Source organism: Micromonospora sp. CNZ295 (genome assembly GCF_004217535.1).
In genome coordinates this window covers 6,104,063-6,117,644 of the sequence record NZ_SHKZ01000001.1, presented here as the reverse complement: position 1 = coordinate 6,117,644, position 13,582 = coordinate 6,104,063, and the positions used below count along the sequence as shown (strand labels likewise).

14 protein-coding genes and 1 riboswitch are annotated in these 13,582 nt (G+C 74.9%); of the genes, 4 read left to right on the top strand and 10 right to left on the bottom strand.

Features of this window, described 5'->3' with window-relative positions; all coding sequences use genetic code 11:
- Positions 1–24: 24 nt before the first annotated feature.
- From EV376_RS28440 to EV376_RS30400, 3 genes are all read right to left on the bottom strand, one after another.
- Positions 25–711, bottom strand: coding sequence for a BON domain-containing protein (locus tag EV376_RS28440; RefSeq protein ID WP_130328189.1), 687 nt, complete (start codon positions 709–711; stop codon positions 25–27).
- Between the two features lie 214 nt (positions 712–925).
- Positions 926–1,333 (bottom strand): hypothetical protein, encoded by a 408-nt coding sequence (locus EV376_RS28435; RefSeq protein WP_130328188.1) that lies wholly within the window; start codon positions 1,331–1,333, stop codon positions 926–928.
- Between the two features lie 113 nt (positions 1,334–1,446).
- Complete coding sequence (locus tag EV376_RS30400; protein ID WP_165438136.1) at positions 1,447–1,590, bottom strand: hypothetical protein; 144 nt, start codon at positions 1,588–1,590, stop codon at positions 1,447–1,449.
- A 408-nt stretch (positions 1,591–1,998) separates the two neighbouring features.
- Between EV376_RS30400 and EV376_RS28430 the strand changes: the two genes are divergently transcribed.
- Positions 1,999–2,361, top strand: coding sequence for an STAS domain-containing protein (locus EV376_RS28430; RefSeq protein ID WP_130328187.1), 363 nt, complete (start codon positions 1,999–2,001; stop codon positions 2,359–2,361).
- Positions 2,362–2,393: 32 nt separating this feature from the next.
- Here the strand turns inward: EV376_RS28430 and surE are convergent, their stop codons facing one another.
- Together surE and EV376_RS28420 are read right to left on the bottom strand one after the other, a co-directional pair.
- A complete protein-coding gene (surE, locus tag EV376_RS28425) occupies positions 2,394–3,218 on the bottom strand; it encodes a 5'/3'-nucleotidase SurE (RefSeq protein ID WP_130328186.1) in 825 nt (274 codons plus the stop codon).
- Entirely contained in the window at positions 3,215–4,195 is a 981-nt protein-coding gene (locus tag EV376_RS28420; protein WP_207228461.1) for a PfkB family carbohydrate kinase, read from the bottom strand. Before EV376_RS28420 ends, surE begins: the two co-directional genes overlap by 4 nt.
- Before the next feature lie 163 nt (positions 4,196–4,358).
- On the opposite strand from EV376_RS28420, the gene EV376_RS28415 reads away from it, so the two are divergent.
- Positions 4,359–4,802, top strand: coding sequence for an SRPBCC family protein (locus EV376_RS28415; RefSeq protein WP_130328185.1), 444 nt, complete (start codon positions 4,359–4,361; stop codon positions 4,800–4,802).
- 56 nt (positions 4,803–4,858) lie between these two features.
- Here EV376_RS28415 and EV376_RS28410 read toward each other — a convergent pair whose 3' ends face one another.
- From EV376_RS28410 to EV376_RS28390, 5 genes are all read right to left on the bottom strand, one after another.
- Positions 4,859–5,908: a VldE C-terminal domain-containing protein gene (locus tag EV376_RS28410; RefSeq protein ID WP_207228624.1), complete on the bottom strand. Its 1,050-nt coding sequence runs from the start codon at positions 5,906–5,908 to the stop codon at positions 4,859–4,861.
- Between the two features lie 15 nt (positions 5,909–5,923).
- A riboswitch (cyclic di-AMP (ydaO/yuaA leader) is annotated at positions 5,924–6,055 on the bottom strand.
- A gap of 152 nt (positions 6,056–6,207) precedes the next feature.
- Entirely contained in the window at positions 6,208–7,125 is a 918-nt protein-coding gene (locus EV376_RS28405; protein WP_130328183.1) for a cation diffusion facilitator family transporter, read from the bottom strand.
- An 85-nt stretch (positions 7,126–7,210) separates the two neighbouring features.
- Positions 7,211–9,328 (bottom strand): AAA family ATPase, encoded by a 2,118-nt coding sequence (locus tag EV376_RS28400; RefSeq protein ID WP_130328182.1) that lies wholly within the window; start codon positions 9,326–9,328, stop codon positions 7,211–7,213.
- A gap of 114 nt (positions 9,329–9,442) precedes the next feature.
- Complete coding sequence (locus EV376_RS28395; RefSeq protein ID WP_130328181.1) at positions 9,443–10,369, bottom strand: alpha/beta fold hydrolase; 927 nt, start codon at positions 10,367–10,369, stop codon at positions 9,443–9,445.
- 213 nt (positions 10,370–10,582) lie between these two features.
- Positions 10,583–10,909: a hypothetical protein gene (locus EV376_RS28390; protein WP_130328180.1), complete on the bottom strand. Its 327-nt coding sequence runs from the start codon at positions 10,907–10,909 to the stop codon at positions 10,583–10,585.
- Positions 10,910–11,220: 311 nt separating this feature from the next.
- Between EV376_RS28390 and EV376_RS28385 the strand changes: the two genes are divergently transcribed.
- Both EV376_RS28385 and EV376_RS28380 read left to right on the top strand, forming a co-directional pair.
- Positions 11,221–11,712, top strand: coding sequence for a DUF3145 domain-containing protein (locus EV376_RS28385; RefSeq protein WP_130328179.1), 492 nt, complete (start codon positions 11,221–11,223; stop codon positions 11,710–11,712).
- A 97-nt stretch (positions 11,713–11,809) separates the two neighbouring features.
- Entirely contained in the window at positions 11,810–13,564 is a 1,755-nt protein-coding gene (locus EV376_RS28380; protein ID WP_130328178.1) for a glycoside hydrolase family 3 N-terminal domain-containing protein, read from the top strand.
- The last annotated feature ends 18 nt before the right edge of the window (positions 13,565–13,582 follow it).

The following is a 13,582-nucleotide window of genomic DNA, read 5'->3' as shown; positions in this document are numbered from 1 at the left end:
ACCCCGCCGGGGTGGTTCGGCGGGTCACCGCAGCACGGGGGCGACGGCGACGTGGTTCTGCACCTCCCGTACGCCCGGGGCGGACCAGGCGGCCCGTTCGACCTCGGCCCGTTCCGGCATCGAGTGGACCAGCCCGCTGAGCACCACGGTGTCCCCGTGCACGCGTACGGTGATCCGCTCGGCCTCGGTGGCGTGGTTGCGGGCGAGCGCGTCGATGATGCGTTCGGCGAGCCGGTGCCCGTCGGCCCGGACGGCCGGGCGGACGGACAGGCCGTTGCTCACCCCGCGGACCCCGGTCAGCCGGGCGACCGCGTGCTCCGCGGCCCGGCGCTGGTACTCCCACTCCACCTCGCCGTGCAGGGTGACCCAGCCGTTCGAGACGGCCACGTCGATCCGCTCCACCGGGACGAACGCGTCCCACTCGAGGGCGTGTTCGACGGCGGCGGCGAGATCCCGGTCCGGTCGCTCGGCGCCGTTGCCGACCTGCACGGTGAGGTCGTTGGCGACGGCCCGGACCCGGGGGACCCGGTGCGCGGCGCGCTCGGCGGCCCACTTGCGGGCGTAGCTGTCCACCCGGCCGGTCAGCGTCACGACGCCCTCGGCGACGGTCACCCCGATCTCGTGCGGCCGGACCCGTGGCTCGAAGGTCAGCTCGTCGAGCACGGCGGCCTGGATGTCCTGGTCGGTGCGGCTGACAGTCGCGACGGTCATCGCTGGACTCCCTTCGTCGATGGCAGGCGCGCGCCCGTCCGGGAACGATCCTGCGCCGGGGGCGGGTGAGGCGACCTCGCGTGGATCGGGTGAGCAGCACGGGAGCGGTTCCATGGATGCTCGTGGCCGGTTCAGGTAAGCGCCGCAGGATCGCGGGGCAGGGAGCGCCGAGGGCCCCGGGCGACGGGTCGTCCGGGGCCCTCGGTGGGTCGGGTCAGGGTGTGGGGTTGGCGGGGGAACTGGGGCGGTCGACGTCGACGAACTCGATGTCGTCGACCGACCGGTCGGCGCGGCTGCCGACGGCGCGGGCAGCGGTGCCGGCCGCCCAGCCGATCGCCGCACCGGCCAGCGCGGCGCCGATCAGCAGGGTCCACGGCAGCGCCGGCCGCCGGCCGGCGAGGGCGTCGAACGCCAGGGTGGCCCGGCGCCGGGCCTCCTCGGCAGCCGAACCGACCAGCTCACCGGCGTCGTCGGCGAAGCCGGTGCCGCCGCGGCGGGCGGAACGGGCCGTGTCCCGGACGGTCTCCCCGGCGGAGCTGATGCTCGCGACCAGGTGCTGCCACGCCTGGTCCGCGATCCGCTCGGCCCTGCCGCGGCGGTCCAGCAGGTTGGATCCGATCATCGTCTACCTCCTCGGGTGCCGAAGCCGGCGGCCACTTCGGACGGCGTAACTCCGGCGTGTCGCGGTACGCCCTGGTCGGGCATTGCCCCGGGGCGCGGCGTGGCAAACCCGGCTCAGCGGAGGACGACCATCGTCACGCCAGCACGCGCCAAGTCGTCATCGTCATCGTCGTCGTCGCCACCCCCGCCGAAACCGCAGGCCAGCACGAGGGCGAGCAGCGCACTGACGCCGGCCAGCGCGGCAAGTCTCCGGATCATCGATCGTCCTCTCCGTCGCGGTACCGTCCTGCCCGCCGATGCTAGGCGCGCCGGACAAGCCGCGCCCGGCGTACGCGCCCGCCGGTGCCCCGGACCGTGCCGACGGGCCCGCCTGCCCGCGCTCGACACCCGCACTCCCGGCGGGGCGACCGCGCGAGCGGGCGCGCCGGGGAGTCGCGTTCTCGGCGGCTGTCGCCGGGGGCGGCTACCCTGGGGCGGCGGCCGATGCCGGTCGCTGATCGTTGGGTAAGTAGAATGCGAAATGTCCGGATATAGGGGACTTGAGGCCCCGGACCACAAGAATTGCTCATCCCGAGGGGTGGCGACCGAGGGCGTAAGAGGAATACTCTCGGTCGCGGCCCGCGTACTGATGAGGCGCCCGTCGGATGGGCGAGTGGAGGTGCTCGCGTGAGCCTGTCGATCGTGAAGTCGGTCCTGCCCGGAGGTGTCGTCGAGATCGCGCCGCGCGGCGAGATCGATGTCGACACCGCGTACGAGGTGCGCGAGGCGATCGCCGAAGTCCTGGCGAAGGGCCGTCCGACCCGCATCGAACTCAACATGCGGCTGGTGACCTTCATCGACTCCGTCGGCATCAGCGCCATGGTGGCCGGCTTCCAGACCGCCGAGGTGAGCGGCGTCAAGCTCGTGGTCACCGAGCCGAGCCGGTTCGTGCACCGGCAGCTCTGGGTGACCGGCCTGCTCGGTCTCTTCGGGGCTCCCGAGCCCTACTACGCGGGTGCCGCGGCCCCGGAGGTCCTCCCGGGCGCCTGACCCATCCCGTTCAGCCTGCCCCGCCCGGACGATCACTCCCCGTCGAGTCCGCTCAGGTCGATGTCGGTCGCCTCGGTGACCGCCCGGACCGCCGTCACCGAGGCATACCCCTCAGCGAGCAGCGCCACGTCGGTGCCCGCCTGCGCGGCCTCGCCCGGTTCCTCCAGTGCCGTCCGCACGAAACCGTGCCCGGACTCGGCAACGGTCATCTGCACCTGACCGAAGCTGGCGAGCCGGCCCCGGCGCACGCCGCGCAGGCGGGTGAGCGGCACGTCCGGGGCGTTGACGTTGAGCACGCTCCCCACCGGCCCGGCGGTGAGCCGCGGCAGCAGGTCCATCGCCACCTGGGCGGCGGTGGCCCAGTGGCGTTCGGCGTCCCGGACCCGGGCGGCGGTGGCCACCGCGGCGCCGCCGCTGACCGCGGTCGCCTCCCCGGCCGAGAGCACGTCCAGGGACACCGCCAGCGCGCGGCAGCCGTTCGAGGCCGCGGTGAAGGCGGCGCCCACGGTGCCGGAGTGCAGGACGGCGCGTCCGGCGTTCGCGCCGCGGTTGATGCCGGACAGCAGGACCGACGGTGGGGGGCCGAAGGCGCCGTGCACCGCGATCAGCGCGATGAAGCCGGGGGAGCCGCCCACCCCGAACGCGGGCACGCCGTCCAGCCCGGGCAGCGGGTGATCCCGCACCACGACGTGCCCCTCCCGCTCCACCGCGGTCATGGCCGCGCTCGTGCCGCTGGCCTCCTCCAGCGGCGCGGCGACGACGACGTCCAGGCCCAGGTCGACCGCCACCCGGGCCAGCGCCGCGATGCCCGGCGCGGCGATCCCGTCGTCGTTGGTGATCAGTACGCGCAGCGTCATCGCTCGGCCGCCCGGCCCGCCAGTTCGTCCGGGGTGGTGCGTTCCTGCGGCCGGCTGCCGGCCGGGACCAGGCGTACCCGGTCGACCAGGCCGGTGATCGAGTCGAGCCGGCCGGTGCCCAGCCCGTGCCGGGTCACGTTCAGCGCTCCGGCCGCGGCTCCGGTGCGGACGGCCGTCCGGATGTCCCCGCCCCGGGCCACCACGGCGGCCACCCCGGCGGTCATCGAGTCGCCCGCCCCGCGCGGATCAGCGGCCTGGAGGCGGGGCATCTCGACCTCGAACACCTCGCCGTCGACGAGCGCGAGGGCCGGCTTGTCGGCGCGGCTCACCACCACGTTCTCCGCCCCGCCGGCGTGCAGGTCGTACATCGCGCGGGCGAGCTGGTCCTCGTCGTCGCCGGCGGCCCGCCCGTCGGCGATCAGCTCCTCGTGGCTGACCTTGAGGAAGAAGACACCGCTGTCGAGTACGGCGGCCAGGTGTTCGCCGGCCAGGTCGACCACCACCCGGGCGCCGTTGGCGCCGAGGTCGGCGGCGAAGCGCCGGTACAGCTCCGCCGGGACCAGGGACGGCTCGTTCGGCCCGCTGAGCACGCTGACCGGAGCGCGCAGTCCCTCGCCGAGCGCCAGGTTGTACAGCTCGTCCAGCTCGTGCCGGCCGAGCGGATGGCCGGGCACGTCCACGACCTCCCGGCGGGCGCCCGCGCGCCGGTCGTGCACGTACCCTCCGCTGCCACCGGAGTCCCGGACCACCACCTTGAGGTCGACGCCCTCGCTGACCAGCAGCGGCTCCAGCACCTGGCCGACCTCGCCACCCAGTGCCGTGCAGAGCACCACGTCGACCCCGAGCGACATGATCATGCGGGCCTGCCAGACACCCTGCCCGCCCGGATGCAGGTGCAGTTCCGGCGCGTCGCTGGGCTGGTCGATCGTCACCGTGAGCCGCGGTGTCGGCGCGAAGACCATCACGTGTTCAGCCATGCCCGCGTCTCCCGGCCGTCGTCCATGTCGCGTCGTACCCCATCCGCCGACCGTAGTCGGGCCGGCGGGCGACCGCCGGGCGTCCGGGCGGTCACCGGCCGGACGTTGCCAGCCCGGGCGGGAGTGGGTGACGATCGGGGGAGCGACGACGGCGGGAGACGGCGTGCTCAGGCGGGAATCCTTCAGCTACACCGTCCAGGCGCGGTCCTCGCCCGCGGCCGCCGCCGACCTGCTGGCCGACCTGCTCCGGCACGGCGAGTTCCATCCGCTGATCGCCCGGGTCCGCCGGGTCGCGCCCCGGCGCGGCGCCCGTGCCAGCTACGCGATCACCGACCGGCTCCCGCTCGGCCGGCTGCGGTTGCCGGTCACCTACCGCGCCGACGTGCTCGTCGCGACGGAGGACGAGGTGGTCACCGTGGCCCGGCAGTGGCCGGCCACGATGATACGCAACCGCACCCGGCTCTCGCCGGAGCCGGAGGGCGTACGCATCGACGTGGAGATCACCCTCGCGGCGCCGGCACCGCTGTTCGGGTACGCGTTCGCGCGGGCCCGTGCCGCGCACCTGGCGCTCGCCAGCCGGCTCGGCGCCGCGCTGGAAGCAGCCTGAAGCCGCCGGCGGACCGGGGCCGCCGGTCGCCCGACGGCCCCGCCCGGGCGCCCGCGTCAGTAGACCGACAGGTGCACGTGGTTGGTGTGGTCGCTGGACGGGTCGCCACCCGCGCCGCTGTACGACTTCCACCCGCTGCTGGGCAACCAGATCTGCCGGTACCAGATCACGTAGAGCACGGCGAGCCGGTCGGCGTTGTTCACGAAGAACGCCGCCAGGTTGTTGCCGTACGTCCGGTCGCCACCGGTCGCGTCCCCGCCGAACCCGTTCTTCTGGGCCGCGAAGTCGCAGGCCCGGCCCTTCGGGTGCTCACCGGAGCCGCCCGAGCGGAAGCACGAGACGTACCGGGTGAAGCCGGCCGCCTTGGCCTGGTTGAGCGCGTGCAGCGTACGCGGGGTGATGCAGCCGTTGGCCGGGGTCGGGTCGTTGACGCTGCACGACTCGGAGGGCCAGGAGCCGTCCGAGTTCCGGGGCGCGGGTGCCGCCCGCGTCGAACCGCGGCTGGCGGGGCCGGAACCGGCCCGCTCGTTGGCCACGGTGAGCGCCCGCTCGGCCTGCTGCTTCCGCTTGGCCATCACGGCCTGCTGCTTGCGCTGCTCGCCGATCTCGACCTCCACCGCGAGCTTGGCCTGGTTGACCTGGTCGCGGGTGTCCAGCAGCTCGCGCAGTGCCTGGTCCTCGTTGGCGGCCACCGCGTCGAGGGCGGCGGCCCGGTCCATGAAGCCTTCGGGGGACGAGCTGTTGAGCAGCGCGGACGCGGCGCCGAGGCGCCCGGTGCGGTACGCGAGGCCGGCGATCTGCCCGACCCGGCTGGTGTGCTCGGCGAGCTGCGTCTCGGTGGCCTTGAGCTGGGCGGCGAGCTCCTGCTGCCGCTTGACCGAGGTCTCCAGGGCCCGCTTGGCGTCCAGATACCCCTTGCTGGCCGCCTCGAGCTGGGCGCGGAGGGCGGGGGTGCCGCCCTCCGGGTCGTCCCCGGGTGCGGCGGCCTGGCGGGCCGGGGGAGCGGCCGCCGCCGGGGCGACCGGTGCGACGCCGAGACCGAGCGCGAGCGCCGCGATGATCAGGGCCGCCACGCGGGCGGCGGGTCGTCGTCGTACGGGTGCCACTGCTGGCATATGCACATGTCCTTCCGTCAGCCGCCGACCGGGTTAGCTGACGGGTTCGGGACGGAAGATCCCTACCGCTGGCGCGGATGCACCCCAGGTACCTGGTTCCCCGGCTCGCCCGGGCGGGCGATTAGGCGGCGGCCGCCGCCGGCACCGGTGGGTGCCGCCTGGCGGAGGCCGGGTCAGAGCCTACCGGGGCAGGGGTGACGCATGCAGCGGATGTTACTGAGGGTGCCCGCGTGGTCACCGCTCAATCAGACATAAGGGTACGAAGCTCAGCGCGGATCGCCGTGTGCCCCTCACCACTCAACGGCCCCACAGGTCCCGGCGGCCGCGCCCGGCTCGATCTGCAGCGTCGCGTGCTCGATGCGGAACTCGTCGCGCAGGGTGGCCCGGGCGGCGGCGAGGACGACGGCGACGTCGGCGCCGGTGGCGATCGTCAGGTGGGCGGAGGCCACCTCCATCCCGGAGGTCAGCGTCCAGACGTGCAGGTCGTGCACCTCGGCGACGCCGGGCACGGCGACCAGCCGGTCGTGCACGCTGGTGACCTGGAGGTGCTCCGGCGCGGCCTGGACCAGGATGCGCAGCGCCGCCCGCCCGAGCCGCCAGGTGCGGGGCAGGATGAACAGGCCGATGGCGACCGCGACCAGCGGGTCGACCCACCACCAGCCGGTGCCGGTGATGATCAGGGCCGCGGCGATCACGCCGAGGCTGCCCAGCAGGTCGCCCAGCACCTCGAGATAGGCGCCCTGGAGGTTGATGCTCTCCTTCGCGCCGGGCCGCAGCAGGGCGAAGGCGACCAGGTTGGCGAGCAGGCCGAGGATGGCCACCACCAGCATCGGCCCGGTGCGCACCTCCGGTGGGTCGCCGAACCGGCGGACGGCCTCCACCAGCACGTAGACCGCCACGCCGGAGAGCAGCAGGGCGTTGGCGAGGGCGGCCAGCACCTCCAGCCGGTAGAGCCCGAAGGTGCGCTGCGGGTCACCGCTGCGCCGGCGGGTGGCGGTGAGCGCGGCCAGCGCCATGCCGATGCCGAGCACGTCGGTGAACATGTGCCCGGCGTCGCTGAGCAGGGCCAGCGACCCGGTGCGGAAGGCGGCCACGGCCTCCACCACCATCAGGGTGGCGAGCAGGCCGAAGGCCGCCCAGAGGCGCCCCCGGTGCCGCTGCGCGGCGTTCGCGACCGACCCGTGGTGGTGGTCATGACCTGCGCCCACGCGGACACCTTCCGTCGCCCGTCCCGATCCGTGCCTAACCTATGCTCACATCGCTATGTATGCAACTGTCGGTCGCGGTGCCGGCTCAGCCGGTGGGGTCGATGGTGGTGAGCCGTTGGGTGGCGCGCGACAGCGCGACGTACAGCGTCCGCACGCCCGACCCCGGGTCGGCCCGGATCTCGCCCGGCGCCACCAGGACGACGCCGTCGTACTCCATGCCCTTGGCCTCCAGGCTGGTCACCACCTGCAGCCGCGGGGCGCCGAGGCCGCCCAGCCACCCGGCGACCGCGTCCCGGCGCGGCACCGGCGTGATCACCCCGACCGTCCCCGCCACCTCACCGAGCAGCGTGCCGGCCGCCTCCACGACAGCCGTCTCCAGCTCGTCCGGCGGCACGACCAGCCGCATCGGGTCGACGCCGGTCGAGCGGACGGCGGTCGGCAGCGGCAGGTCCGGGTCGACCCGCCGGATCTCCGCCGCCGCCACCGCGAAGATCTCCGCCGAGTTGCGGTAGTTGGTGGTGAGCGTGAAGTGGTGCCGCCGCCGCCGGCCGAGCGCCTGGTCGCGGGCCCGGGCCAGCTCGTCCGGGTCGCCGGTCCACGCCGTCTGCGCCGGGTCGCCCACCACCGTCCACGAGGCCAGCCGGCCACGACGGCCGATCATGCGCCACTGCATCGGCGAGACGTCCTGCGACTCGTCGACCACCACGTGCGCGTACTCGCGGTAGTCCTCGGGGCGCTGCCGGGCCGCCTCCCGGGCGGCCCGCTGCCGGTCGGCGAACGTGCTCAGCTCGCGTACGCCGCCGGTCAGCTGGAACGGGTCCCGCTTCGGCTTCGCCGGCCGCATCGGCTTGCCGAGCAGCGTGTCCAACTCGTCGAGCAGGGCGATGTCGGCGACGGTCAGCCCCTCGGTGTCCAGGGTCCGGTACGCCTCGACGAGCAGCTGGATCTCGCGGCCGGAGAGCACACCCCCGGCGTACCGGCGCAGCCGCTCGGGCCGGGTCAGCCAGCCCAGCACGTGGCGCGGGTGCAGCCGGGGCCACCACGCCTTCAGGAACTCGCGGAACTCCGGCCGGTCGGCGATCTCGTCCTCGAACGCGCGCTGGTCGGGCAGGCGGGGGATCCCCGACCGCCGGGCCTGCGCCCAGAGCGCGGCGAAGACGCCGTCGAAGCCGGCACGGCGCACCTCGTTGCGCCGCGCCCCCCGGGGCAGCGCCCGGTCCCGGATCGTGTCCAGCTCCCGGCGGTCGACGCGCAGCAGCTGGCCCCGGTACAGCAGCCGCAACTCCCCGGGGGCACCCGGGACCGCGTCCCGGGCGGCCCGTTCCAGCACTCGCCGCATCCGCAGCGAGCCCTTCACCGCGGCCACCTCCGGCGGGTCGGTGCGGGTCGCCCGCATCCCCGGGAAGAGGCTGCCGAGTGAGGCCAGCGTGGCGGTGTCCTCGCCCAGCGACGGCAGCACCGAGGCGATGTACTCGACGAAGACCGCCGACGGCCCGACCACCAGGATGCCGCCGCCGGCGTACCGGCTGCGGTCGGAGTACAGCAGGTACGCGGCCCGGTGCAGGGCGACCGCCGTCTTGCCGGTCCCCGGGCCGCCGGAGACTATCGTGACACCCGGGCCGGGCGACCGGATCGCCTCGTCCTGCTCCCGCTGGATGGTGGCCACGATGTCCCGCATGCCGCGCCCGGTCGCCTTCGACAGGGTGGCCAGCAGGGCGCCGTCGCCCACCACGGTCAGGTCGGGCGGGGCGGCGGCCGGGTCGAGCAGGTCGTCCTCGATCCGGGTGACCCGCTCGCCGCTCGACTGGATCATGCGACGCCGGACCACGCCGAGCGGCCGCGCCGGGGTGGCCTGGTAGAAGGCGGCGGCCGCCGGCGCGCGCCAGTCCACCACCAGGGTGGCCGCGTTCTCGTCGCGGATGCCGAGCCGCCCGACGTGCAGCACCTGCCCGTCGCGCAGGTCGAGCCGGCCGAACACCAGGCCCTCGTGCTCGGCGTCGAACAGGTGCCGGCGCTGCGCCGCGTGGAACACCATCGCGTCCCGCTCCACCAGGGCGCCGAAGTTGCCGACCCGGGCCAGCCGGTAGCCCTCCTTCTCCGCGCGGACCGCCGACCGGCGCAGCTCGGCCAGGCGCGCGTACACCCGGTCGAGATGCCGCTGCTCGACGGCGATCTCCTGCTCCAGCGCGGTCTGGTCGGTCAACGCTCGCTCCTCCTGACAACGGCGGCGAGGGCGGCGCGGTACGCGCGGCCGTACGCCGGCCAACGCACGAGGGTACGCCCCGGCGTCACCCCGCCCGCTGGAGGTACGCAGGCGTTACCCGGTGACCTCCACGGTCGCGGCGGGACGGTCCAGGATCCGGCGCAGCACCCCCGCCAGGGCGCCGTTCACCTCGTCGGGGCGCTCCATCATCAGCATGTGTCCCGCGCCGGGACAGACGGTGAGCTCGGTGGCCGGCAGCGCGGCCGCGATCGACTCCGCGCACGGCGGCGGGGTCAGCCGGTCCCGGTCGCCGACCAGCGCCGCGGCCGGCAGGTGGGCCAACTCGGCGAGCGTCTCCAGCCGGTGCTGCGCCCCGATCGAGGCCCGGAAACCGCCGATCGACCGCAGCGACGCCCGGGCCACCGCGGAGGTGACCAGGCGGATGTCGCCCGGATCACAGCGGTCACCGAAGAGCATCCAGCGGATGCTGGGCCGTAGCGCGCGCAGCAGCGCCCGGGGCGGTCGCCAGGATCCGCACCGGGCCAGGACCCCGGCGCCGGTGGTCTCGGCGAGCCGGATCAACCGGGCGATCCGGGGCGACAGACCGTAGGCGGTGTGCGTGTGCCCCTCGGCGGTGGTGGAGACGAAGACCAGCCCGGCGACCCGGGCGGCGAAGTGCGCGGGGTGGCGGTGCGCGTACTCCATGATCGTCATGCCGCCCATGGAGTGCCCCACGAGCACGGTCCGCCCGGTCGGGGCCACCGCGTCGAGCACCGCGGCGAGGTCGTCGCCGAGCTGGGCGAGGGTGGCGGTGGGCAGCGCCATGCAACTGGACCGCCCGTGGCCGCGCGCGTCGTAGGCCACCACGCGGACCGCCCCGGCGAACCGTTCGCGCAGGTCGGCGAGCTGCCGGTGCCACGCGCGCCCGTCCAGCGTCCAGCCGTGCAGGAGCACCGCGGTCACCTCGGCGTCGGCCGGGCCGTGCACCTCGACGTGCAGACGGACCTCGTCGGGCAGGCGGACCTCGTGTACCTCCGGCATCGCCACCTCCCCCCGGGCCGCGCGGATCCGTTCACACCGGCGATACCCGGTGGTAACACCGGCTACCCGTCATGACACCACGCCAACCGCGGGAGTGAGAAGATCGTGGCGGCTCCGGTAGCGGAAGGATCCCTTCCCGACGGGCCCCGCAGACACGAAACCGCCCGCCGGGACGTATCCCGGCGGGCGGTTCGGTCGTGCAGGCGGAGGGACTCAGCCCTCGAAGACGCCGGCCTCGACCAGGCGCTTCTCGGTGGCGTCCCAGCCGTCACCCGGGTGGGCGGCGTTGAGGGTGGCCAGCTCGGCCCGGATCTTGGCGGCGTGGCCGGCGGCGGCGAGAGTCCGCATCTCCTCGATGAAGGCCTCGGAGTCGGTGCGCAGGTGCGAGGTCTTGCCGTTGGTGAGGTTCCGCAGGTAGGCGTGCTTGCCGCCGTTGAGCGGGATGAGGTACTTGAACTCGCCCAGCACGCTGAGGGCGCCACCCTGGCCCTGGCCGGCCCGGACAGACGCGCGCGCGGTCTTAGAGGTGTTGCTCGCCACGGAGGTACTCCTTGCAAGACGTACGGGAGGACGCGGGTAGACGTCCGGGGGCTGGATGCGGCTCGCACCCGGTGGGTGGACCCGCGGAAGACGTTCGCGGCACAGGCCGCCGATGGAACTGTACACGACCACGATCCCTGGCTGGTCACCGCGTCGTGCGGGTCAACCGCGCTCACCCGACCGGCTATTCCACCGGCGAGTTTTCCGATTCTCTGGCGCACCATCCGTCACACCGGTCATGATGTGTCCCAGGGCCACCCGGCTGGTCGAGGTCGTAGGGGAAGACGCACCTCGCTCTCCGGGAGGTCACCGTGCCAACGCGTGGCGTCGTATACGTCCACTCGACCCCGCTCGCCGTGTGCTCGCACGTCGAGTGGGCGATCGCGCGCGTCCTCTCCGCGCCGGTCAACCTGCAGTGGACGGCCCAACCCGTCGACCCCGGTGCCCGCCGGGCGGAGTGCGGGTGGACCGGTAGCCCGGGGACGGGCGCCGAGCTGGCTGCTGCCCTCCGGCAGTGGCCCATGATCCGTTTCGAGGTCACCGAGGAGCCCAGCCCGGGCGCCGACGGGGAGCGCTTCATGCACGTTCCGGGCCGGGGGCTGTTCCGGGCCACGGTCGGCGCGGCCGGTGACATCCAGCTCGGCGAGGACCGGCTACGCAGCATCATGGCGGGCGCGCGGGCGCCGGAGGCCCTCGCGCACGCCCTGGACAAGGCGCTCGGCACGGCCTGGGACGCCGAGCTGGAGCCCTACCGGTACGCCGGTGACGGCGCACCGGTGACTCTGCTCACCCGCGTCGGCTGAGCCCTACGCCGCCGCCGCGTCCGGAGCGCGTGAGGCGGCGATCGTCCGGTCGGTGCGAGTAGGGTCGGGTTGCCCCGATTAGCGTCGACCTGGTGGGATGGCTCGCGTGTCGATTTTCTCGCGACGTGGTGTCGCGGTCGCCACACTGACCGCGCTGCTCGTCTCCGGCTGCTCCGGCGCGCCGGAGCGGAGCGGCCCGACATTGCGCGAGGGTGGGCACGGCGCCGGCGCGTCCGGCGGCGCCTCCCCGGCGGCGTCGGCCACCCCCGTCCCGGTCCCCGCCGGCGACCCGGCGGGCCGCGCCGCCGCCCTGGTCGGCTCGCTCGCCGACGAGGACCTGGTCGGCCAGGTGCTCATGCCGTACGCCTACGGCGACGCCGCGACCCGGGTCTCGCCCGGCTCGGCCGCCGGCAACCAGGCCCTCGCCGGCGTCGACACCCCCGCCGAGATGATCGCCAGGTACCGGCTGGGCGGGTTGATCCTGGTCGGCTTCAGCGCCGACGACCCGACCGGGAGCAACCAGGCCACCACCAACGTCGACAACCCGAAGCAGGTCCGCGCGCTGACCACCGGCCTGCGCGACGCCGCCGCCCGGCTGCCCGCCGGCGCCGCGCCGTTGCTGATCGGGACCGACCAGGAGTACGGGGTGGTCACCCGGATCACCGACGGCGTCACCCTGCTGCCGAGCGCGCTCGCCGCCGGCGCCGCCGGCCGGCCCGAGCTGACCGAGGCCGCCTGGCGGGCCGCCGGCACGGAGCTCGCCGCGATGGGCGTCAACGTCGACTTCGCGCCGGTCGCCGACGTGCTCGCCACCCCCAGCACCGTCATCGGCTCCCGGTCCTACGGCGCCGACCCGAAGGTGGCGGCGGCCCAGGTGGGCGGGGCGGTCCGGGGCCTGCAGGCCGCCGGAGTGGCGGCCACCCTCAAGCACTTCCCGGGGCACGGCCACAGCGCCGCCGACTCGCACAAGGCGCTGCCGGTGCTGACCCAGCCGCGCGCGACCCTGGAGGCCGGCGCGTGGGTGCCGTTCCGCGCCGGGGTGGACGCGGGTGCCCTCGCGGTGATGTCCGGCCACCTCGACGTACGGGCGGTCGACCCGGGCACCCCGGCGACCTTCTCGCACAAGCTGCTCACCGGCGTGCTCCGGGATCAGCTCGGCTTCCGCGGCGTGGTCGTCACGGACGGGATGAACATGGAGCCGGCGAAGCGCTGGCCCCCGGGGGAGGCGGCGGTCCGCGCGCTGAACGCCGGCAACGACCTGATCCTCATGCCGCCGCACGTCGGCAAGGCGTACGACGGCCTGCTGGCCGCCCTGCGGGACGGCTCGCTGCCCCGGGCCCGGCTGGTCGAGGCGGCGACCCGGGTGCTGACCATGAAGTTCACGCTGGCCGACCGGCCGGCCCCCGAGCTGTCCACGCTCGGCGCACCCGCGCACCGCGACGCGGCCGCGGCGCTCGCCGCCGCCTCGGTGACCGTGCTGCGCGGCCCGTGCGGCCCGCCCGTGCGCGGGCCGTTGACGGTGACCGCCTCCGCCGGCCGCGACCGCACCCGGGCCGCGCTGACCGAGGCGCTGACCGCCGCCGGGGTGCCCGTGGTCCCGCGTGGTGGCGCGGTGGTCCACCTGGTCGGGTACGGCGACGGCGCCGACGACCTGCGCGCCGACGCCGCCGTGACGGTCGCCATGGACACGCCGTACGTGCTGGCGAAGGCCGCCTCTCCGGCGCTGCTGGCCACCTACTCGTCGAGCCGCGCGTCGATGACCGCCCTCGCCGCGGTGCTGGCGGGCAGGGCGACCCCCGCCGGCCGCTCCCCGGTGCCGGTGTCCGGCCTGCCGGCCACCGCCTGTTCCTGACCGGCGCCGGGCTGGGTG